This is a genomic window from Brevibacillus sp. GCM10020057 (assembly GCF_042683565.1).
Lineage (GTDB): Bacteria > Bacillota > Bacilli > Brevibacillales > Brevibacillaceae > Brevibacillus.
On sequence record NZ_JBHUJW010000044.1, the window covers coordinates 1 to 21741 of the forward strand.

Annotated in this window: 21 protein-coding genes, 3 riboswitches and 1 other annotated feature; of the genes, 16 read left to right on the forward strand and 5 right to left on the reverse strand. The window is 54.3% G+C overall.

The window, feature by feature from the left end; genetic code table 11:
• Nucleotides 1–326 precede the first annotated feature (326 nt).
• From ACFSO0_RS19355 to ACFSO0_RS19375, 5 genes are all read left to right on the forward strand, one after another.
• Complete coding sequence (locus ACFSO0_RS19355) at nucleotides 327–503, forward strand: hypothetical protein (RefSeq protein ID WP_376883279.1); 177 nt, start codon at nucleotides 327–329, stop codon at nucleotides 501–503.
• Between the two features lie 89 nt (nucleotides 504–592).
• Nucleotides 593–853: a hypothetical protein gene (locus tag ACFSO0_RS19360; protein ID WP_376883281.1), complete on the forward strand. Its 261-nt coding sequence runs from the start codon at nucleotides 593–595 to the stop codon at nucleotides 851–853.
• Nucleotides 854–912: 59 nt separating this feature from the next.
• Nucleotides 913–1689 carry an amino acid ABC transporter substrate-binding protein gene (locus tag ACFSO0_RS19365; RefSeq protein WP_376883283.1) on the forward strand — a complete coding sequence of 259 codons (777 nt, stop codon included), beginning with the start codon at nucleotides 913–915 and terminating at the stop codon, nucleotides 1687–1689.
• Between the two features lie 127 nt (nucleotides 1690–1816).
• Nucleotides 1817–2476 (forward strand): amino acid ABC transporter permease, encoded by a 660-nt coding sequence (locus ACFSO0_RS19370; protein ID WP_376883285.1) that lies wholly within the window; start codon nucleotides 1817–1819, stop codon nucleotides 2474–2476.
• A gap of 15 nt (nucleotides 2477–2491) precedes the next feature.
• Nucleotides 2492–3238 carry an amino acid ABC transporter ATP-binding protein gene (locus ACFSO0_RS19375; RefSeq protein ID WP_376883287.1) on the forward strand — a complete coding sequence of 249 codons (747 nt, stop codon included), beginning with the start codon at nucleotides 2492–2494 and terminating at the stop codon, nucleotides 3236–3238.
• Between the two features lie 130 nt (nucleotides 3239–3368).
• Here ACFSO0_RS19375 and ACFSO0_RS19380 read toward each other — a convergent pair whose 3' ends face one another.
• On the reverse strand, nucleotides 3369–4253 hold the full coding sequence (locus tag ACFSO0_RS19380; RefSeq protein WP_376883289.1) for a TetR/AcrR family transcriptional regulator: 885 nt from the start codon (nucleotides 4251–4253) through the stop codon (nucleotides 3369–3371).
• A 126-nt stretch (nucleotides 4254–4379) separates the two neighbouring features.
• On the opposite strand from ACFSO0_RS19380, the gene ACFSO0_RS19385 reads away from it, so the two are divergent.
• The 6 genes from ACFSO0_RS19385 to ACFSO0_RS19410 all read left to right on the forward strand — a co-directional run bounded on the left by ACFSO0_RS19385 (nucleotide 4380) and on the right by ACFSO0_RS19410 (nucleotide 11540).
• The gene (locus ACFSO0_RS19385; protein WP_376883291.1) at nucleotides 4380–5123 is read left to right on the forward strand and encodes an MBL fold metallo-hydrolase; all 744 of its coding nucleotides are present in this window, start codon (nucleotides 4380–4382) and stop codon (nucleotides 5121–5123) included.
• A 1-nt stretch (nucleotide 5124) separates the two neighbouring features.
• Entirely contained in the window at nucleotides 5125–6222 is a 1098-nt protein-coding gene (locus tag ACFSO0_RS19390) for an AbrB family transcriptional regulator (protein ID WP_376883293.1), read from the forward strand.
• A gap of 141 nt (nucleotides 6223–6363) precedes the next feature.
• A riboswitch (purine riboswitch) is annotated at nucleotides 6364–6465 on the forward strand.
• Nucleotides 6466–6691: 226 nt separating this feature from the next.
• A complete protein-coding gene (locus tag ACFSO0_RS19395) occupies nucleotides 6692–7783 on the forward strand; it encodes an MDR family MFS transporter (protein ID WP_376883295.1) in 1092 nt (363 codons plus the stop codon).
• 194 nt (nucleotides 7784–7977) lie between these two features.
• On the forward strand, nucleotides 7978–10095 hold the full coding sequence (locus ACFSO0_RS19400; RefSeq protein WP_376883297.1) for a bifunctional diguanylate cyclase/phosphodiesterase: 2118 nt from the start codon (nucleotides 7978–7980) through the stop codon (nucleotides 10093–10095).
• 164 nt (nucleotides 10096–10259) lie between these two features.
• Nucleotides 10260–10685, forward strand: coding sequence for a BlaI/MecI/CopY family transcriptional regulator (locus ACFSO0_RS19405; RefSeq protein WP_376883299.1), 426 nt, complete (start codon nucleotides 10260–10262; stop codon nucleotides 10683–10685).
• A 3-nt stretch (nucleotides 10686–10688) separates the two neighbouring features.
• Complete coding sequence (locus ACFSO0_RS19410; RefSeq protein WP_376883301.1) at nucleotides 10689–11540, forward strand: M56 family metallopeptidase; 852 nt, start codon at nucleotides 10689–10691, stop codon at nucleotides 11538–11540.
• Nucleotides 11541–11592: 52 nt separating this feature from the next.
• Here ACFSO0_RS19410 and ACFSO0_RS19415 read toward each other — a convergent pair whose 3' ends face one another.
• Nucleotides 11593–12501, reverse strand: a complete 909-nt coding sequence (locus ACFSO0_RS19415; protein WP_376883303.1) for a cysteine hydrolase family protein — start codon at nucleotides 12499–12501, stop codon at nucleotides 11593–11595.
• A 174-nt stretch (nucleotides 12502–12675) separates the two neighbouring features.
• Nucleotides 12676–12914: a binding site (T-box leader), on the forward strand.
• Nucleotides 12915–13003: 89 nt separating this feature from the next.
• Here ACFSO0_RS19415 and ACFSO0_RS19420 point away from each other — a divergent pair.
• The 3 genes from ACFSO0_RS19420 to ACFSO0_RS19430 all read left to right on the forward strand — a co-directional run bounded on the left by ACFSO0_RS19420 (nucleotide 13004) and on the right by ACFSO0_RS19430 (nucleotide 16971).
• A complete protein-coding gene (locus ACFSO0_RS19420) occupies nucleotides 13004–13504 on the forward strand; it encodes an Lrp/AsnC family transcriptional regulator (RefSeq protein ID WP_376883305.1) in 501 nt (166 codons plus the stop codon).
• Nucleotides 13501–14679, forward strand: a complete 1179-nt coding sequence (locus ACFSO0_RS19425; protein WP_376883306.1) for an aminotransferase — start codon at nucleotides 13501–13503, stop codon at nucleotides 14677–14679. Before ACFSO0_RS19420 ends, ACFSO0_RS19425 begins: the two co-directional genes overlap by 4 nt.
• A gap of 137 nt (nucleotides 14680–14816) precedes the next feature.
• Nucleotides 14817–14967, forward strand: a riboswitch (cyclic di-AMP (ydaO/yuaA leader).
• Nucleotides 14968–15153: 186 nt separating this feature from the next.
• On the forward strand, nucleotides 15154–16971 hold the full coding sequence (locus ACFSO0_RS19430; RefSeq protein WP_376883307.1) for an APC family permease: 1818 nt from the start codon (nucleotides 15154–15156) through the stop codon (nucleotides 16969–16971).
• 95 nt (nucleotides 16972–17066) lie between these two features.
• Here the strand turns inward: ACFSO0_RS19430 and ACFSO0_RS19435 are convergent, their stop codons facing one another.
• Nucleotides 17067–18515 carry an amino acid permease gene (locus ACFSO0_RS19435; RefSeq protein ID WP_376883308.1) on the reverse strand — a complete coding sequence of 483 codons (1449 nt, stop codon included), beginning with the start codon at nucleotides 18513–18515 and terminating at the stop codon, nucleotides 17067–17069.
• Between the two features lie 119 nt (nucleotides 18516–18634).
• A riboswitch (Lysine riboswitch) is annotated at nucleotides 18635–18821 on the reverse strand.
• Between the two features lie 183 nt (nucleotides 18822–19004).
• On the reverse strand, nucleotides 19005–19487 hold the full coding sequence (locus ACFSO0_RS19440; RefSeq protein WP_376883310.1) for a DinB family protein: 483 nt from the start codon (nucleotides 19485–19487) through the stop codon (nucleotides 19005–19007).
• 173 nt (nucleotides 19488–19660) lie between these two features.
• Here ACFSO0_RS19440 and ACFSO0_RS19445 point away from each other — a divergent pair, with 173 nt between their 5' ends.
• The gene (locus tag ACFSO0_RS19445) at nucleotides 19661–20233 is read left to right on the forward strand and encodes a CGNR zinc finger domain-containing protein (protein ID WP_376883311.1); all 573 of its coding nucleotides are present in this window, start codon (nucleotides 19661–19663) and stop codon (nucleotides 20231–20233) included.
• 95 nt (nucleotides 20234–20328) lie between these two features.
• Complete coding sequence (locus tag ACFSO0_RS19450) at nucleotides 20329–21093, forward strand: alpha/beta fold hydrolase (protein ID WP_376883313.1); 765 nt, start codon at nucleotides 20329–20331, stop codon at nucleotides 21091–21093.
• Between the two features lie 211 nt (nucleotides 21094–21304).
• On the opposite strand, the gene ACFSO0_RS19455 is transcribed toward ACFSO0_RS19450, so the two are convergent.
• Entirely contained in the window at nucleotides 21305–21700 is a 396-nt protein-coding gene (locus ACFSO0_RS19455) for a helix-turn-helix domain-containing protein (RefSeq protein ID WP_376883315.1), read from the reverse strand.
• Nucleotides 21701–21741 lie beyond the last annotated feature (41 nt).

A 21741-nucleotide genomic window follows, 5' to 3' on the forward strand; every position in this document is an offset into this window, starting at 1 on the left:
GTGCTAAAATCAAGGCACAACGCAGATTTCCTCCTTTTCAGTGGTTGTCTCGACAACTCCCACGATAGAGGAACATCTGCGTTTTTTCAATGTCTAGCACGGGTTATGGTGATGAATCTATATTTTGTTAATTATGAAGGAACTGGATTTACATTTATCGAAAATAAGAAAAAATAAGAAAAGGTAAGCCAATATGTTGATAGTCTGTTAATTCCAAGCGGAGGTTTCACTTTTATGAAAGATGGTCAGCCCTCCCTGTTAGCTGCTTTCTACGCTTTGGAATGCTTGAATCAAATGTGTGCAAAAAACTATAAGGAGGAGTCTTCATGATTCGTTTCGATACTGGATTATCAAGTTACTTTTTTTTGTTAGCCCCTCTCATTTTCTATATTTTCGTTGTTTATGTAGGGGTTAAAGTTCTTGCATTTATTAAACATAAAGAGCGGATTGATCAGGAAATAAAAAATCAACTTCAAGAACTTAAATCTGCTCTCAAAAAATAGTTGAACACTGGGCTATCAACGTTAGCTTGCAAACGAAATCAACCGAACCAGGCAAAGGTTTCATTCTTTTTGAAGGATGGAACCTTTTTGTGAATATTCATCTAATTATTGACCACCTGACCACCTCTTTCCTGTATTTCGTAATGCGGGTGGACATGGGGCAGGCGGCGTGCAAGGTGCCGCGTGCTGCGGATTACATTCGCAAAGTGGCGGAACGCGGGCGGAATCGGCCAGAAGAGAAAAACATGCATTCGCTGATACACCAGACGAATGCTCCACGGTTGGAACAGATTGCAATGTTTAAATTTGCTAAACTTCCTCGACAATTCATCGATGATGTGCTATTATGAGACTTTGTTAACGTGTTACCACTTTACTAGAGTAAACAACAGGTCTTAGGGGGATCATCATGAAAAGTTTTGCAGCCATTTCTATCATGCTTGCCGCTGTGCTGTCGCTGGTCGTGGGCTGCTCCAGCGGCAAAACCGGTGGAAACGGCAACCAACTGATCATCGGGATCGATGACAAATTTGCGCCGATGGGCTTCCGCGATGACAAGAACGAACTTGTCGGCTTTGATATTGACTATGCCCGCGCTGCGGCGGAGAAAATGGGCAAAGAGGCCATCTTTCAAACGATCGACTGGAGCGCCAAAGAATCCGAGTTGAACAGCGGCCGGATCGACCTGATCTGGAATGGATATACCATTACCGACGAGCGCAAACAAAAAGTATTGTTCACCAAGCCGTATTTGAAAAACGCGCAGGTCATCGTGACCTTGGCGAAGTCCGAGATAGCCAAGCTGGACGATTTGGCCGGCAAAAACGTCGGGCTGCAGAAGCTGTCCTCGGCAGCAGACGCCTTCGACGCCAGCGAAGTGAAAAGCAAGGTCAAAGCCGTTACGGAGTACCCGGACAACGTGCTTGCCTTGAGCGACCTGAAAATCGGGCGCGTAGATGCCGTCGTCATCGACCAGATCGTAGCCGACTATTACATGGCAAAAGACAAAGGCACGTTCAAGGTGCTGGATGAGTCGCTCGCACCGGAAGAGTACGGGGTCGGCGTGAAAAAAGGCAACGAAGCCTTGCTGAATGAATTGCAAAAAGCGCTGGATGCCATGAATGAAGATGGAACGGCAGCGAAAATCTCGGAGAAATGGTTCGGAGAAAATCGGGTATTGAAGTAAGCAATCGGGCAGTCCAGGCCAGGCTTCGCCGCACTTCGGCGAAGCCGCGTTTTTGTCCGCAAACGGCGGGAGCCAAAGGGCCGTTTTCCAAGTTTCTTCCAAGTTTCTATAGTAGGAGCATGCCAGTATGAGCGTAGAATACATTCTCAACATTACCAAGCCGATGGTGGAAGGCGCACAGATGACGATTTTACTGTTTCTCATCGCGATTGTGCTCTCCATTCCGCTCGGCTTCGTCATCACCTTGATGGCGAAGAGCAGCTTCAAGGCAGTCGCGTGGCTTGCCCAGACGTACATTTACGTCATGCGCGGAACGCCGCTATTGCTGCAGCTGCTGTTTATCTGCTTCGGCCTGCCGCTTTTGCCCGGTGTCGGTGATTATTTGGTGTTCGATAGGTTCGTGGCGGCGTGCATCGGGTTCGTTTTGAACTATGCGGCGTATTTTGCGGAGATTTTCCGCGGCGGTCTTTTGGCGATCGACAAGGGTCAGTACGAGGCGGCGCAGGTGCTGGGCTTCAGCAAATGGCAGACGACGTCCAGAATCATCTTGCCGCAAATGTTTCGCGTGGCGCTGCCGGCGGTCTCGAACGAGTCGATCACGCTGGTGAAGGATACGGCGCTGCTCTATGCCGTCGCTGTGCCGGAGCTTTTGCACTATGCGGAGACAGCGGTGAATCGCGATTTTACGATCGTCCCGTTTTTTATTGCCGGCATCATCTATTTGCTGATGACGCTGCTGTTGACCGTGCTGTTCAAATGGCTGGAAAGACGCTTTAAATTTGAGTAAAAGGATTGGCGAGAAATGGCGATCATACAAGTCTCCCGGATGAGAAAGTCGTTTGGGGCGTTGGAAGTCTTGAAGGATGTCAGCTTTGAAGTGAACAAAAACGACGTGGTGGCCGTCATCGGGCCCTCCGGCTCCGGCAAGAGCACGATGCTGCGCAGCCTGGTCTACCTGGAGCAGGTGAACGGGGGAACGATCCGCGTGCAGGGGGAGGACCTCGTGCGCGACGGCGTCTATGCAAGTCCGCAGCAGATCAGGCGGATCACCTCCCGGATGGGCATGGTCTTCCAGCATTTCAATCTGTTCCCTCACCTGACCGTTCGGGACAATCTGGAGCTTGCCCCGCGCATCGTAAAAGGGGTGCCGGCAGATGCGGTTCGCAGAAAAAGCATCGAGCTGCTGGAGAAAGTAGGGCTGGCGGACAAAGCCGACCATTTCCCGGCCAAGCTCTCCGGTGGGCAGAAGCAGCGGGTTGCGATTGCCCGGGCCTTGATGATGGAGCCGGACATCCTGCTGTTCGATGAGCCGACGTCTGCCCTCGACCCGGAGCTGACGGGAGAAGTGCTGCAAGTCATCAAGCAGCTCGCCCGGGAGCATATGACGATGATAGTCGTGACGCATGAGATGGGGTTTGCGCGGGAAGTGGCAAGCAAGGTGATGTTCATGGACAACGGCGAGTTCATCGAGGCAGGGGAACCCCGGCAGTTGTTTGAGAATCCGCAGTCTGAGCGGACGAAATCTTTTTTGCATAAAGCATTGAAATAAACTCCAGCGGCATTGTTCGCTGGAGTTTTTTTATGCTGTCGCGCGCCTTTTTTTAGAAGAGGAAGCAGGGGGAGCCGGAGAGCCTGGCCAAAAAACGACGATACGGATTGTCGGCAGTACGCTGGAAGCCTCAAGAGAGCATCAAGCGCAGTTGGCGGACGAGCGGGCGCAGCTCGGCGACGGTTTCCAGATAGGTCGTGTACACCTGGACGAGCGTGCGGTTCGGCGAATCCTGATCGAGCTCCCGCTGCAAAAGACCGAGCACCTCCAGCAGTTCCTGACGAACAGATTCGTTACGCGAAAGCCCCCGGATCGCGGCCTCGACGGCGAGCAAAAATTCGCGGATGTTCTCCTGGCGGCTCGACTCGTCTATCGGATTCAGGTCGTTAAAGTGGATGTGGCTCTTCTTCAAGATCGGAGCCGAGTCGGTCTCGAGCATATCGCGAATGACCGCATCCATGCGTGCGACGACAAACGCAGCCAACTCGGACATGGGCAGCGCGATCACCTTTTGGACTGAGTGAAACAAATACTCGCGCAAAATCCCCCGGAAGATGGCGACGATGTCCCAGACGTGCCGTTCGATGCGCTCCCCGTACGCTTCCATAAAGCAGTTCTTGTGCCAGGTGAGCAAGGTGACGCGCTTTTTCTTCCAGGCCTGAATAAACCTCTCGTTTTCCGTGACGGGAAGCTCCTTGAATTCAAACATGAAAAAGTAGTTTTCCAGCATGTACTGCAGTTGGAACTGTATCTGCTGCTGCAAGCGTTCTTTGGGCTGCATGCTGCTCGCCTGGGCCGCCATGTCCAGTTCCCGCGCCTGGTCGAACATCGTTTGGTGGCAGGCGACGAACACTTCGGTGAACAAATCTTCTTTGGAAGGAAAATATTTGTAGATGCTGGCTTTTGCCATCCCGCACGCTTCCGCGATCTCCTGCATGGAAGCGGCTGTGTAGCCTTTTTCCTTGAAGACCTGCATGGCTGTGCGGAGAATCTGCTGTTTTTTTCCGTCATCCATTGCACTCACCCCTCCGTATTCTGACATGCGCGGTTCGCAAGGTCAATATATGGAATTGACAGAAAAAACTCATGGGTCATATAATGAACTCGTAAGTTTTGGGGCGGAAATCAGGAGGGGAAACCGATGAAAATTGCCGAAGGACTGGAAATGCTGGAGCTGACGTTTGACCTCGGGACGAGGAAGATGGTCATCTATCCGGTAGTTGTATACGATGCAAACGAAAGCGTGCTTGTGGATACGGCCATGCCTGGCTGCTACGCGACGATCATGGAGCAGATCGGGCAGGCAGGGATTCCTGCGGCTGGACTGCGCTCTGTTATTTTGACTCATCAGGATATCGACCATGTAGGGAGCCTGCCGCATTTTCTGGCAGAAGCGGACGGACCGCTCGCCGTGTACGCGCATGCGGACGACAAGCCGGCTATTGACGGCAAGGCCCCTTTTCTCAAATTGAATTCCCAGATGCGTGACGGCATTCTCCAGGCGCTGCCGGAAAAACAACGGAACGAATTCGAGAAGACGTTCTCCGGGGAAAACGGAGAGAATGTGACGCACGTCATCGCGGATGGAGAGCGGCTGCCTTTCGGGGGTGGACTGCGGGTGATTCATACACCGGGACATACGCCGGGGCATATTTGCCTGTTCCACGAGCCCAGCCGGACGCTGATCGCAGGCGATGCGATGGTCGTCGAGGACGGTCAGCTGCAAGGGCCGCGAGCGCAAGCCACGCCCGATATGGAGACGGCGGTACAATCCTTGAAAAAGCTCTTGGAGCTGCCGATTGAGACGGTCGTTTGCTACCACGGCGGCATTTTCAAAGGCGATGTAAAGCAGCGGCTCGAGGAAATTACGGCGTCGGTGAAGTAAGATGGCGAAGAAACGCTTTGTCTCGTTTCTGCTCACCCTGTTCATCGGGCTGCTGGGGGGCTTTTCCTTTCAAGTGATGCACCTGCCGATTCCGTGGCTGCTAGGACCCATGCTGTTTTCGCTCGCGGGAAGCAGGCTTTGGAAGTCGTTTACCCCTTACTGGCCGGGAGCGCTCCGCGACTCGGCGATCATCATGGTCGGCTATACCATCGGTCTGTCCTTTACCATGGCCGCGCTGCAGCAGATCGGCCAGCAGCTGCTTTCCATGATCTTGCTCACAGCCATGGTGCTGCTTGGTGCGATGGGGATCGGCTTTCTGGTGTCCAAGGCGGCGTCGATCCCGTTTCCGACCGTTCTGCTGGGGAGCATCCCCGGTGGGCTAAGTCAGATGCTCCCGCTCGCGGAGGAGATCGAAGGAGTGGATCTGACCGTCGTCACGTTTCTGCAGGTGTCTCGTCTGCTGATGGTTATTTTTTTCGTGCCGCTGCTGATTTTCAGTCCGTTCTTCGGTCTGGAAGGGATGCAGCATGCAGCCGATTTGCAGAAAGCGGCGGGAAGCTGGAACGGCCTGTTCCCGAACATTCTGGTGTACGCCGTCGTCTGTCCGGCCTGCGCCATTCTGGGAAAAAAGGTACGCTTTCCGTCTGCCTTTTTTCTCGGCCCGATGATATCTACCATCCTCATCAATTTGTCCGGTTTCGCCGGGCCGCAGCTTCCATCCGTCCTGCTGAACGCGTCGCAGTTGATGATCGGCTGCTACATCGGACTGCTGCTCAAGCCGGAACAGTTGAAGAACAAGCTGTCTATCACGGTCCTGGCCTTCCTGAGCGGGATCGTCCTGATCGGCTGCTCGCTGGGGATCAGCTACTTGCTGACCCGATTGCACGACGTGTCCCTTCTCACTGCCTTTTTGGGGCTTTCTCCCGGCGGGATGGACCAGATGGGCATTATCGCCAAGGAAGTCCACGCCGACATGTCGGTAGTGATCTGCTACCAGCTGTTCCGTACGTTGTTCATTTTTCTGGTCGTGCCTTCGCTCATCAAGTTCATATTCCGTTCGCGGCTGCGGGGAAAGACAGCGGAGAAGGCCGCCGGTTGAGAGGAAGCGAATCGACAGCAGGTGCCTGTGCATCTGCTGTTTTTTTGTACATAGCCATGCAAAGGCGGGGCGAGGGATGGTCCCAGGCGTGATGGATCGCCAAATAAAACATTTACATCATTGCCATTTTGTGTATAATACGGCTATAAATATCAAAAGCCTCATATAATCTCAGGGATATGGCCTGAAAGTTTCTACCAGACTGCCGTAAATTGTCTGACTATGGGGATTCGATCAATAAATTTCGCAGCCAATTTCTGCTTTGCAGCGGGCTTTTTTTGCCATGCGCCGCTTTCATCCGGCGTTGGCTTCTGGTCCCGTTGTATGAATGGAAATTGTTGCCGGATTGTTGGGCGGGATTCCTGTAGGGAATCCCGCTTGGTGTCTTTCAGCGGCTGTCTATAGAAACACACAAGGTGATGGAGGGATTCATAGAGATTATCCAGCAAAATGGAGGGCGATATGAAACTTGTATGAAAAATTGGATGGATCGATTTTGTTGCCATTTTTCGTCGTCGGTCTGCAACCATTAGCAGGCATCGCGATGAGCTTGGCGGGAGGAGGATTAGCTGATCGTTTCGGACGAAAGCCTGTGATGATCATTTCATTACTGGTTCAGACGGTTTCGATGACTGGATTTATCTTTGCTGATTCGATTTGGGAGTTCGCGCTGCTGAGTTTCTTGAATGGTTTTGGTGTACCGCTGTTCGTTCCAGCTGCGAATGCCCAGATCACCGATATCGTACCACCAAGCAAAAGAGACGAAATATTCGCGCTTTTACACACCGCGTTTAACGTTGGTCCAGCGATTGGCCCATTAATCGGTTTGGCGGTTTTTCACTGGAATCAAGCTGTTGTGTTTGCGTCAGCGGCTATCGCCTTTGGGTTATATGCTCTGGTCGTTTGGTGGAAAGTACCTGAGACTTTGCCAAAGGAAGCGCGAAAGGAATTATCTGTTGCCGAGAAGTTACCGTTTGTTGAGAATCAACATCTATACCTCTTCACTTTACTGGCGGTACCAGTCGGATTGCTGTACGCCCAAGTGGAGACTACGTTCCCCCTTCATTTGAAGTCGAACTTTGGGAATCATATGACGATTTTATCAACCATGTTGACGGTCAATGCAGTCATGGTCATTACTTTAATGGTGTGGATCTCAAAGAAAACGGAGAAACATTCCTCCGTCAATCTGATCTTCCTCGCCTATATGTTTTTTGGGCTTGTTGCCATTGGGTATGGCTTTGGTTCAACTTTCTGGTTTCTGATTCTGACAGAAGCAGTATTCTCATTAGCTGAGATGATTGGGATAAGTCATCTCCAGAAATTTGTCTCCCTTCTGGCACCGGCAGATCAGCGAGGGAGTTACTTTTCCATATTTGGCATGTATATGCAGATACCTAGATTCATAGGGCCATTTGCATCTGGAGTCGTATTTGTCAACTTTGGCGGAGAAACAATGTACCTAGTCTTAGGCGTCCTTCTGCTGGCAGGAGGCTTCTTGCAACTATGGTTAATGAGATGGATTTTGAAAAAGAAACAAGCCATGCAAAATACAGCATGAGCATGCATGCCGAAGCTGTGGGAAAAGAATAGAGCGGGAAAATGTCGCAAAACCGCCCATGTGCCGACATTGAACTTGGCATGATTCATGCTACAATGAAGCCATCTTGGGCAGGGGAAACTTTTTGAAGTGGATTTATCGCGTGCATCTTCCTGCATCCATTTCTGAAAATCATGGGATCTGGGGATAGAAAGATGAAAAATGAGGCAGTAATGCAACTCTCACCGCAAGATTGGGGAGATCTGTTGCAAGAAAAAGACGAACGGCTGAAGCTGGCCTTGCTCGAGCTGGCGGACATCCGGAGGGCGCTGGACAAGTCCTCGATTGTCGCCATCACGGATCATCGGGGCATCATCCTGAGCGCGAACGACCAGTTTTGCCGAATCTCGAAGTACAGCCGCTCCGAGCTGATCGGACAGGATCACAGCCTGCTGAATTCCGGCCATCATCCGAAAAGCTTCTTCACGGAGATGTGGAAGACAATCACCTCGGGAAAAATATGGCGCGGGGAAATTCGCAATCGTGCCAAGGACGGCTCGCTGTACTGGGTCGACACGACGATTGTGCCTTTTATCGATTATGAGGGGCGCATCTATCAATACATCTCCATCCGCAACGACATCACGGCGCGCAAGCAGATGGAGGAGGAATTGCTGAAGAGCGAAGAAAAGTATCGCATCATCGCGGAGAATACGTCGGACATCATTTCCATCATCAATGGCGACGGGGATTTCCTGTACACCTCTCCTTCCCACCGGACGATCTGGGAGGGCGATGTACCGGAAGACCGGTTTCACAACCTGCTGGAGTGGATCGTAGAGGAAGACAGGGAGATCATGACCTACGCGATCCACTATGCCTATTCCACAGGAAAAGGCTACATGGCAGAATGCCGGCTCAAGACTGAACGGACGACCCCGGTCTGGACGGAGACGAAGCTCAATCCGATCCTCGACAAGTCCGGGAATGTTGCCAATCTGCTTCTCGTGACACGCGATATTACGGAACGCAAGCTGTCGGAGGAGAAGATCCATCACCTGGCGTACCACGATTCGCTGACCGATTTGCCGAATCGCAGGATGTACATTCAGCACATGACCAAGGAAATCGTTCTCGCCAAACGCTTTCAGTCGAAGCTGGCCGTTCTGTTCCTGGACATGGACCGCTTCAAGGACATCAACGACTCGTACGGACACGATGTCGGCGACCTGCTGCTGATCGAGGTGGCAAGACGGCTTTCGGCATGCGTGCAGCCCACAGACATGGTGGCGCGGCTGGGAGGAGACGAGTTTACGCTCCTGGTCAGCGTCAATGATACCGAGCAGGTACAGCAGCTCGCCATGCAGATCATCAGCCAGTTCCAGCAGCCGTTCGAGTTGCACGGCCATCTCATAACGATTTCCTGCAGCATCGGGATATCTTTGTTCCCGCAGGATGGAGACAATGCAGAAGATTTGCTGAAACGGGCAGATACGGCCTTGTATGCGATCAAAGCGCAGGGCCGCAACCGCTTTTCCCTGTTCGATCCGGCGATGGAGGCCAGGTCGCTGGAGCGCATCCTGATGGAAAACGAGCTGCGCAAAGCGATCGAGAAGAAGCAGTTCCAGATTTATTACCAGCCGAGAATGGAAATTGCCACGCAGGAGCTGACGGGCATGGAGGCGCTCGTGCGCTGGGTCCATCCGGAACTGGGCATCATTTCTCCAGGGAAGTTCATCCCGATCGCCGAGGAGACAGGGCTGATCGTCGAGCTGGGCGAATGGATTTTGCGCGAGGCGTGCGCACAGAACAAGAAGTGGCTGGACGAGGGACATCGGCTCAAGGTGTCGGTCAATCTGTCGGCGAGGCAAATTTACCAGAAGGATCTGGTGGAGAGAATCAAGGCGATCCTGCAGGAGGTGCAATTGCCGGCGGAATGGCTCGAGCTGGAGATCACGGAGAGCATTTTTGTGAAAATGGAGGAAGCGACCGCCGTCCTCCAGCAGCTGCGCGAGGCAGGCATTCACATCTCCATCGACGATTTCGGGACAGGTTACAGCTCGTTCAGTTACATCAAGAGTCTCCCGGTCGATACGATCAAGATCGACGCTTCGTTTATTCGGGATATTCACCACAATCAGGAGAGTCAGGCGATCGTCAAGGCGATCGTCACCATTGCAGAAAGCCTGCAGATGAACGTCATTGCGGAAGGCATCGAGCTGGACGACCAGGCAGAGTCTTTGCAGCAAAACGGCTGTCTGCACGGCCAGGGCTATTTTTTCAGCCGACCGCTTGCGGCGGCGGACTTTGAACGTTTTTTGCACAGGCAGTAGGTGCGCTGGGGATAGGAAAACGCGGCAGCCAGTTTTTCTGGAGGGCCGCGTTTTCGCATGCGTGCGCAAGGGAGTTGTTTCCATAGGCCCGGAGCGCGAAAAGTCTTGGGCCTGTTGACTTGACCGAAAGTGAACACTACTATTGGTAGTGTGAGGTGAGTGCAATGAAACTGCAGCACTTTAAGATGAAAGAGAGCGGCCTGAATCGCTTTTTTGGTCCGCTCGAAGCGAAAATTATGGAAATTTTGTGGGACGGACGCCAGCAGCAAAACGAGCTGAGCATCAAAGACGTGCAGCAGAAGCTGGAAGTGGACAGGCAGGTCAATTTCAATACGGTCATGACCGTGATGAACAGGCTTGTGGAAAAAGGCTTTTTGCAAAAGCGGGCGGCAGGGCGCACATCGCTGTTCCAGCCGGTGCAATCCAGGGAGGACTTTATCAACAATCAGTCCAGGGAACTGACGCACGAGTTGATGGAGGAGTTCGGCTCGCTCGCGGTCAGCCATATGCTCGACGAACTGGAAGAAGTCGATCCCGAGCTGCTGGAGAAGCTGGAAGAGAAAATCAATCACTTGAAAAAGGGAAAATAGACCATGTGGGAAAATCGATCGCGAATGCTCTTTTTGTCGGGTCTGTTGCTGGCTGCACTCGTCTATATTCAAATGGGCATGTATTTGTTTTGCACGTTGATGGGATGGGACTTGCATTTTAACTTCCTGCAACTGTGCAAAACGACGATCCACTCGCTTGGCTTTACCTGGGGGGGCTATGCGCTCGATACGCTGGTGCTGTACAGCTTTGCCTGGGCGTGGTGGAAGACTGTCAGGCAGATTCGGCTGTGCCGCCGTTTTGACGCGCAGCTTTTGCAATGCCTGGACGAGCGGCAGACTGCCCGCGTGAACCGTCTTTACCGCAGCGGCAAGGGCGATGTATACGTGGTGAGCAGTCGGGAGCCGCTCGCGTTTACCGTGGGGCTGCGCCGCCGCCGGATTGTCCTGTCGACCGGGCTGCTGGAGTTGCTGGATGAAAAAGAACTGGCAGCGGTCATCCACCACGAGTCGTTCCATGCGGCGCATGCAGATCCGCTGAAGGTGTTTCTGCTCTCCTTGCTGTCGGCGGTATTCTGGTATTTGCCGGTGCTAAAACATATTCACGCGCACTATAAAGTGGTGCGGGAGGTGCTGGCAGACCGCCATGCGATGGAGCAGACGGGGGGCATGGCCGATCTGGGCAGGGCGCTGTTGAAGCTGCTCAAGCAAAGGCAGCCGGCGGCCGTCATGCAGGCCGCACACGTCTCCTTCGCGGATACTGCGATCAACTACCGGATTCAGCGGCTGCTCGACCCGAAGATCGAGGCTCCGATCCAGCTGCCGACGACGTCTGTGTTTATTTCGTTTACGGTCATCGTTTTGCTAACTCAGCTTTTTTGGGCCTTTATGGCCTGATTTTTTTTTGCCATGAATGGCATGGACGGGCTGGCGGCGTCCCCGACTGCTTTTACAGCTGGCATTTTGCCGATGTCGTGACCGTGATGCCATACAGCTCCTGCCATTTGGCAAACGCTTCTTCCGTGCTCGCCTCAAAGCCGGGGATGGGGCTCATGCAGTCGGACAACACCGTGATGCGCGAGGTCAGGTCTCGGTCGGAGGCGTAATGCGCAAGAATCTGCCGCAGCGATTCCAGCACGCAGTGCGATTTGGCTTCGCCTGCCACGAAGATGCGGTCGTACTGTTTCAGCTCGCGCAATAGCTCGAGGTTGCCTTCCGTGCCTTCGGGAGCGACCTCCGGCTGGATGATGCCGTACATTTCGCTCGTCGGCTCCTTGCCTTTGACGATGCGCAGCGGCGTCGACTGGCGGGCGACCGCATGAAAGAACACGACATTGGCAAACTGGCTTTCCAGGGCGGCGCCGTACGTCCCTTCGAGGCAGTGGTACGGCCAGATGCACAGTGCTTTTTTGCTTCCCTCTGCGAGCTTTTTCACGTAGTCCGCGCTTTCTTCGGGATGCCAGACAGCGCGCCATGCCCCGCTCTCCACGGCTTCCGGCGTGATGATCGTAAACGGGGCGGGATGGTTGCCGGATTCATCAACCCACCAGAGCGGGTGGAAAATTTGCCGGGGCTGATGGGTGTCCAGCGAGACGGCGATACGGGTAATTTTGTCCATGTGGTTGTAGAGAAAGCGGGCGGCATTGGCGACGTCGCGATGCGAGCCCGGGACCGCCAGCTCGCCCCCTTCCATGAAGTCGTTCTGCATGTCGATAGCGAGAAAAAGAATACGTTCGGTGTCGCTGGATGCCGGGGGCAGCTGCTCACTGGCGGCTTTCGCCAGCAGCTCGTTCATGGGGACAGCAGAGGGGTGGCCGATGCGATGTTCATCGAAAATGTCGGAAAGCGGCGTTTTCATCACGAAGTCTCTCCTTATCCTGAAGCGTTATTTTCTCCATTAAAGCCAAAAAAAGCGATGGTGACAACCGGCAGCGGAGAGAAAGGAGCGCCCCCTCCCAGGAAGTTGTCGGTTGACAATAGGCAAAAACCTTTCTATAATCTGTTACATTAAAACGAGCACAACCCATACGGAAGAAACGCCGTGAAAAGGAAAGTAGAAAAGGGATTTGACGTCCAGAGAGCCGCCTGATTGCTGGGAGGGCGGCCGCGAACTCTTTTTGAAAGCCACCTTGGAGCCCTGCTTTTGAAACGCGAGTAGAAAGCAGCGAGTAGCCTTCGTTACCAGGCGCATGTCAGTTGTGACTGCACGAGTTTTCCTTTTGTGAGAAAGGAAAAGAAGCTGAGTGGTACCGCGATACCTTCGCCTCAGCAATCGATTTCATGGAAACATGGTTCGATTGCTGGGGCTTTTTGATTTTTTGACAAGAAATTCAGACGAGAGAGGAATGGAGTGGTGGGTTATGGATTCCAAAAAACAACGGGAGCTTTTGCACCTGCTGGAAGAGGACAGCCGCATTTCTGCCGAGCAGATCGGCAAAATGCTGGCGGAGCCGACCGAGGTGATCGAGCAGGCAATCGCCGCACTGGAAGCGGAGAAGGTCATCGTCAAATATCCGGCCTTGATCAACTGGGAGCGGGTGGAGGATCATCCGTACGTCAATGCGATGATCGACGTGAAGGTGACACCGAAGCGGGACGTTGGGTTTAACGAGGTCGCGGAGCGCATCTGCCGTTTCCCGGAAGTGAAGGCAGTATACCTGATGTCCGGGGCGAGCTACGATCTGTCCGTGGTACTGGAAGGCAAGACGATGCGCGAGGTCGCAACGTTCGTCTCGCAAAAGCTGGCGACGCTCGATTCCGTCGTCTCGACAGCCACTCACTTTATTTTGAAACGTTACAAGCATGATGGAATCGAACTTGAAGATCGCGATGAAGATCGCAGAATGGTGGTAACTCCATGAGTACGCAATTGTCCGTGAAAAGCCGTTTGTCGTCTACAGTCGCATCGCTGAAGCCATCCGGGATACGCCGCTTTTTTGACCTGGCTGCCTCGATGGAAGGCGTCATTTCCCTTGGCGTCGGGGAGCCGGACTTCGTCACTCCGTGGCGCATGCGGGAGGCGTCGATCTCGTCCCTGGAGCGCGGCCACACCGCTTACACCTCCAACGCAGGCATGCTGGAGCTGCGGGTGGAGATCCAGAAGTATCTGGAGGAACGCTTTTCCGTCAGCTACCATCCGGAAAACGAGATTCTGGTGACGGTCGGGGCGAGCGAAGCGATCGACATCGCCCTGCGCGCCATCCTCGATCCGGGCGACGAGGTGCTGGTTGTGGAGCCTTGTTACGTGTCCTATGAGCCGGTCATTCGTCTGGCGGGCGGCGTGCCGGTGTTTCTTACGACCAAGATGGAAAACAACTTCAAGCTGACGCCGGACGAACTGGAAAAGCGCATTACCGAGCGCACCAAGGCGATCATCTTCTGCTACCCGAACAATCCGACCGGCGGCACGATGACGGCAGACGAGTGGAAGACTTTGCTGCCGATCATCGAGAAGCACGATCTTTTGGTCATCTCCGACGAAATCTACGCGGAGCTGACGTACGGCCGCATGCACGACAGCATCGCGGCGTTGCCAGGCATGAAGGAGCGGACCATTCTCATCTCCGGCTTTTCCAAAGCCTTCGCCATGACTGGCTGGCGGCTCGGCTACGTTTGCGCCACCCCTGACCTTTTGGAGGGGATGCTGAAAATACACCAGTACACGATGCTGTGCGCGCCGACGATGGCCCAGATGGCTGCCCTGGAGGCGCTGCGGCACGGACGAAGCGACATGGAGCGGATGATCGAGAGCTACCGTCAGCGCCGCAATTTCGTCGTCGACGGCTTCCGCCAGATCGGTCTCAGCTGCCACGAGCCGGACGGCGCTTTCTACGCCTTTCCATCCATCGCGTCGACCGGACTTAGCTCGGCGGCGTTTGCCGAAAAGCTGCTGCTGGAGGAAAAGGTCGCAGTCGTCCCTGGCGACGTGTTCGGCGAAAGCGGAAACGGCCACATCCGCTGCTCGTACGCGACTTCTATGGAGCAGCTGAAAAAGGCGCTGGAGCGGATGGAACGGTTGCTGGCAAAGTTGGCGTAGGCCGCCCGGCGCGTGGGTGAGGCCGTAAGAGTACCGCGCCACTTGTTTCGAGCAGCCTGTGCAAAAAAATAAGCGGGGCTTGCTCTTTACAATCGGTGGCTTCGGGAGTAATATTTGTTTCGTGATGAACAACTACAAGATCCGAATCGCTGAGTCCCGATCAGGGAACGGGGGAACCAACAGCGGCTGCAAGTCCGAGTCGCATGGGGTGAATCTCGAGCAATCGAGTAGGGTGACTCTTCCACCCGAATCCGTCAGCTAACTCCGTAAGCGTATGAGAGAAGCAACCTTACCTTTTGCGATAACGACATAGTTTTTTTGCTATGCCTGGAAGCCAAGTGAGTTCTTCTCGCTCGGCTTCTTTTTTGTTCCATTTTTTCAGGAGGGAAGGGATTACTGGAGCGTACTGTCAGTGAATTGTCCGGAAAACAGGGGAAACTAACAGAAACAAATATGCTGGTGAGGGGAATAGACATGATCTCGGCATTCAAACGATTTTTAATCGGCAGACCGATGAAATCAAACGAGCTGGGGGAAGAAAAACTGTCGAAAGTAAAAGCGTTAGCGGTGCTCTCATCCGATGCCTTGTCATCGGTAGCTTACGGAACCGAACAAATTTTGCTGGTGCTCGTTACGCTGGGAGCGGTTGCGCTGTGGTATTCGATCCCCATTTCGATAGCGGTTGTGGGACTTTTAACAATACTGATCCTGTCCTACAGGCAGACGATCTTTGCTTACACGACGGGCGGCGGGGCGTACATCGTAGCCAAGGACAACTTCGGCACCTCTGCGGGATTGGTGGCGGGCGGCTCTTTGCTTGTGGATTACATTTTGACTGTGGCGGTGAGCACATCAGCTTCTACGGACGCCATCACATCGGCCTTTCCGAGTCTGCATGACCATCGCATCCTGATCGCGCTGCTCATGATTACCGCAGTGACGATCCTCAATTTGCGGGGGATCACGGAGTCGGCGACGATCCTGATGTATCCCGTGTACCTGTTCGTCATTGCCATTTTCATCCTGATCGCGGGCGGGACTTACCAATGGCTGACCGGCCACGTACAGGCACATGCGCCGGTGTACGGAGCGGCTGTCCCGGGCATCACGATGTTTTTGCTGCTGCGTGCGTTCAGTTCCGGCTGCTCGGCGTTGACCGGGGTCGAAGCGGTCTCGAACGCGATCCCGAACTTCCGTCATCCCGCGCCGAAAAATGCGGCGGCCACCTTGATCATGATGGGGCTGATTCTCGGTGTCATGTTCATGGGCATCAGCCTATTGGCCTACATCTACGGCATCGCGCCCCATGCCAGGGAAACAGTCGTCTCGCAAATTGCCTCTGCGGTTTTCGGGAGAGGGATCATTTACTACTTCATCCAGGCGGTCACAGCGCTCATTTTGTTTCTGGCGGCCAATACGGCGTTTGCGGCCTTTCCGTTGCTCGCGTTTATGCTGGCAAAGGACCGGTTCATGCCAAACATGTTCATGGTGCGCGGGGACAGACTGGGCTTCTCCAACGGGATTATTTTTCTGGGCATCCTGTCTGCCATCCTGATCATTGCCTTCGGGGGAAGGACGGAAAATCTCATTCCGCTGTACGCACTCGGCGTCTTTATCCCGTTTACGCTCTCACAGGCGGGGATGATGAAGCGCTGGGTGACGAACAAGCCGAGGGGCTGGTTCACGCCGTTTCTCATCAATACGATCGGGATGCTGACGACCTTGACGATTTGCCTGATCTTCCTCATTACGAAATTTACCCAGGTGTGGGCGATCTTTGTTTTTCTGCCGATTGTTATTTTTATTTTTCGGAAAATCAACGAGCACTATACAGATTTGGCGGATGAACTGCGGCTTGATATTCACACCGACAAGCCGGAGCCCAAAGGCAGCGTCATCGTCATTCCGGTGGCGGGCATCTCGCAGGTCGTGAAAAATACGATCAGCTATGCACAGTCTTTGTCAGACGACATCGTGGCGGTCTACGTCGGGTTCACGGACGAAGACATGAAGAAGATGGAGGAGAAGTGGAACCAGTGGAATCCAGGCGTACGTCTGATCGTGCTGCGCTCCCACTACCGCAGCATCATCAAGCCGCTGTTCAGGTTCATCGACACGGTAGAGTGGAAAAAGGCGGAAACAGATCACGTGACGGTGATGATTCCGCAGTTTATTACCAAGCGCTGGTGGCATAATTTGCTGCACAACCAGACCAGCCTGTTTTTGCGGGCGTATTTGTTCGCACGACAAGATGTGAAGATCGCGACGGTTCCGTACCGGCTGAAAAAATAAGCGGAAAGGCAATCAGCTGGACGCGGAGCGCTTCCGGCAAAATAAAGAAGCTCCTTGCCACCCGTCAGTGTCACGGATGGGCCAGGAGCTTTTTTTTAATGCGTGTTTTCATCCATGCTGAAATCTACCTTGTCGAGGGGGACCAGCCTGGTTTTCTTTGTGTATTTGTAGGCCAGCCATACGATCAGGAACAGGGGCAGGCCGATGTAGGACACGAGTGCGCCGTACCAGTCGATCGTCTCGCCGGTAAAGGCCGTGTAGTTTTGCCCGACGATGACTACGCAGCAAATGATGAAGGCGAAAATCGGCCCGATCGGGAACCATTTCGCGCGGTACGGCAGCTCGGTCAGATCGCGGCCTTGGGCAAGCAGCGCCCGGCGGAAGCGGTAATGGCTGACGGCAATCCCCAGCCAGGCGATGAAGCCGGACATCCCGGAAGCGTTCAACAGCCAGATGTAGATGGCACCGTCCCCGAAAAGCGAGGACAGGAAAGCCAATGCTCCGACGAGAGCCGTCACGATCAGGGAGTTGATCGGCACGCCGTTGCGGGTGACTTTGGCGAACCACTTCGGCGCCTTGCCTTCCTTGGCGAGCACCCACAGCATGCGAGTGGAAGCGTACATGCCGGAGTTGCCGGCGGACAGGACGGACGTGAGAATGACCGCATTCATGACGGAGGCTGCGAACGCGAAGCCTGCCTTTTCAAACACGATGGTAAACGGGCTGATGGCGATGTCGGTGATGTCGCCGCTGATCAGGTTCGGGTTGTCGTACGGGACGAGCAGGCCGATGATCAGAATCGCCAGGATGTAGAACAGCAGGATGCGCCAAAAGATTTGCCGGATCGCTTTGGGGATGTTGCGCGCAGGATTTTCGCTCTCTCCCGCCGCTACCCCGACGAGCTCTGTCCCCTGGAAGGAGAACCCGGCGATCATGAAGACCCCAAGGATCGCCATGAAGCCGCCGTTGAACGGCGCGTCCCCTTTGGTGAAGTTCGCAAAGCCGACAGCCTCGCCGCCCATGATGCCGAAGATCATCAGTACACCGATGGCGATAAAGACGATTACAGTAATGACTTTGATGAGAGCAAACCAGTATTCCGATTCGCCGTACGATTTCACCGACAGGGCGTTCAACAGGAACATCAGGAAGAGGAACAGGGCGCTCCAGACGATCGAAGGCACATCCGGGAGCCAGTATTTCATGATGAGGGCTGCAGCCGACAGTTCGACGGCGATGGTAATGGCCCAGTTGTACCAGTAGTTCCAGCCGAGCGCAAAGCCCAGGGACGGATCGACGAAGCGGGTGGCATAAGTGCTGAAGGAGCCGGAGACAGGCATGAAGGCAGCCATCTCGCCCAGGCTGGTCATCAAAAAGTAGACCATGATGCTGATGGCGATGTAGGCAGCCAAAGCACCCCCGGGTCCGGCAGTATGAATGGAGCCGCCGCTCGCGAGGAACAATCCCGTACCGATGGAGCCGCCGATGGCGATCATCGTCAGGTGGCGAGCTTTGAGCCCACGTTGCAGTTTGTTTTCTGACATTGCGTGTTGCACGACCTTTCTCAAGATTGTTTTGTACGGAAGGAAGGTCGGAAACGAAAAAACCGCCACAAGCCAAAAAACGGCCAAGGGCGGTATGATCCAATCCCCACCAAGCCTTCACTGAAGATAGCGCACCACGTTTGCCCGGCAAGCAAACGTGACAGTTCTGTCCCTTTCGAGAACAGCCCCAGCCCATGTGCACAGCGATACACGATGGACTTCGGCGGCTTTTCCCTCTCCTGCAGTCTTAGATTTCGTCTGAATCTCGTGCAGGATACTATAAAAGCCGCGACCTCTATCCTCACCGTGAAAGATGAGGATAACATCTATGAAATTGAGTTACTGTTAAACTATATATGATTGTTTGGCATTACGCAATAAGGAAAACAGGATAGGGAAAAAATTCAGTTTACTGATTTTGCGGGACGAACAGGCCGCCGAGGAATACCCCCGACGGCCTGCTTCATGGGCGGATGCTTTTTCCAGTTATTATTGAAAAGTGCGTCTGGCAGGCCAGGAGCCTTGCAGCTTGCGAATCTGGATGATCTGTCCGGTGTGACAGGCGTCGTGCAGGATGAGGTTCATGAAGCTTTGGGCGGTATCTTTTTGGTCCAGCTCTTCCTCGGACAGGGCGGACAGCTGTTCCCGAAGCTGGCGGTGCACCGTAGCCATGCGCTCCTGCGTCGCTTGCCAGGCATCTTCATCCTCGGGGCCGCCGGACGGGACGAACGTATCTTCGTTGGTTTCCGCTGTGAGCGGAAAAGGGGTGCCTGCGAGCCGGTGCATCAGCCGCTCCTTGAAAAACAGCAGATGACTGACGGTTTCCCAGATCGTATTGGCGGCTTCACCGGCGGGGCGCCAGCTCGCCTGGGCGGCGGTCAAGCCAGAGAGGGCATCGCGCAAAGGCGGGTACCAGCCCTCCTGTTCATACGTGTACTCCCAGTTTTGCAGCAGCAAAGCTTTACGGCTCATGTTCATCCTCCTCGTCTGTGAAACAGATGGGCGAAACGTTATAATGATGCAAAAGGTAATGATTTGTAACCATCTAAAATGAAAACGATGGTTACAAGATGTAGGATAACATATCCTGTAACTGGAAACAAGTCGGAAATGTTCGGTTTGGCAAATGGATGGGGGTAGCAGAGGTGGAATGGCTGTGCATTGATTTTTTGAACAGCGATTGGCGCGACTGGAGGGGGTCGGGACGCAGGGAAAACCGGCTGGAAAAGGCAGAGTGGCTGGATTCCTTTTTGCAGCATTGGGATTTGCAGGCGCCGCTTCCCGCTGGTAGCAAGACCTGCGCCGAGCTGCTGGCGCTGCGGGAGAGCATGAGAAGGATGACGGAGTCTGTCGTTCGCAGGGAGGCTTTGTTGTCTGACGATTTGGCGGCTCTGAATCAGGCGCTGGCACTGGCGCCTTCGCATCCGCAGCTGCTGGAGGACGCGAAGGGCGGATACCGACTGGAGGAGAGGTGCCCCGTAGGCGGATGGGAGCTGGTCATGGCCCGGATCGCCCGCTCTTTCGCCGATCTGCTCGTGTACGAAGAAGTCAGCCGCCTGAAAATATGTGACAATCCGGATTGCCAATGGGTTTATTTTGACGAGAGCCGCAACCGCGCACGCCGCTGGTGCGATGACAAGATGTGCGGCAATCTCATGAAGGTGCGCCGTTTTCGCGAGCGGCAAAAGGAAAAAGAAAGCCGCAAGTCCGGAAAATGAACCAAGATCTGCGGAATTCGGGCACATGATGGGGGAGTTTGAGACATAATAAGAAGCAAGCGCAACGGGAACGCATGCAGGAGAGGAGTGAGTGGATGGGGCGCTATCGCAAGAGGTGGGTGCAGGGGCTGATTTTGGTGGTGTTGCTGGCGGCATGCGCGGCGATCTGGTCTCTGCGGCCCTATCCGCCCGATCAGGCAGCGTGGGCCGCGATGCAGGGAGGAGAAGGCATCACCGTGATCGATACGAGGGACTGGCTTGCCTTTGAGGGAGGAGAGACGCGCAGGCCCAATGTGATCTTGTATCCCGGAGCCTTGATCAAAGCCGAGAGCTACGCGCCGGTTGCCCGCCTGCTGGCAAGCTCCGGCTATCGGGTGTTCGTAGCCAGAATGCCGCTCAATCTGGCGGTAATTGACGTGGAGCGGGCCCGCCAGGTGCTGCAGGCGTATCCGCATCAACCGTTCGTCATCGGCGGACATTCGCTGGGCGGCGCGATGGCAGCCCGTTTCGCCGCCAGCCATCTGGACCGGATCGTCGGTGTCTTTTTGCTCGGAGCGTACCCCGATCGCAAAGGGGACCTGAAGGATTCGGGTCTTCCCGTCCTTTCCCTGTTGGGCTCGCGGGATGGCGTCGTGAAGCGGGAGAAGTACGAGAGCGGCAAGCAGTATTTGCCAAAGAATACCCGTTACATGAGCATCGAGGGGGGCAATCACGCCCAGTTTGGCAGCTATGGTCCGCAGGAGGGAGATCATCCCGCCGCGATCACGCCACAGGAGCAATGGCAGCAGACCGTGGCAGCGATCAAGGAGTGGCTGCAGACGGAAGTCAATCCTCTGTTGGAGGAAGAATACCAAAGATGACTCCGACGATGCGGACGAGTACGAGTCGGTAGATGATCGGCTCCAGCTTCCCAGCCCCCTCTAGCCCGCGATCCTGAGAATAGCGGCGAACATCTCGTTCCCTCCCAAAGGAATCGGAACATATGTTCTTTTTTGCTGGAAAAGAAAACCCCGTTCAGGGGTTATTTTTCTTTCATACCGTCTGTGATGTCAAACAGGGAAGGGGACACGATTATTTGACCTGCCGCGCTTTCCATTGCATGTTCAGGTCGGACCAGTAGCGACGGATTTCCTTTTTTTCTTCTTCGGATGCTTCCAGATAGCCAACGAGAAAGGAGTAGTCGTCGGGGTTCTCGATCCTCTCCTGCAACAGCTCGTCCAGCGAACGGTTATCGGGTGCGGAGGACGCCGCTGCTGTGTAAGGAGTCGCCGTATCTGTCCGTCCCAGCAGCCAGTCAGTCGTGACGTTCAAAATGTCCGCCAGCTGCCGCAGCATATCATTGGGAGGTGTGCTGTGATTGTTTTCGTAGTTGCTGATCGTCCCTTTGGTCGTGCAGATACGCTCTGCCAGTTCTTCCTGCGTGAGACCGTTTGCCTTGCGGGCTGTGCGTAAGCGCTGGGGTAACATGTGGCGCGCCAGTCCTTTCTGTGAAGATACAAGAATATTGT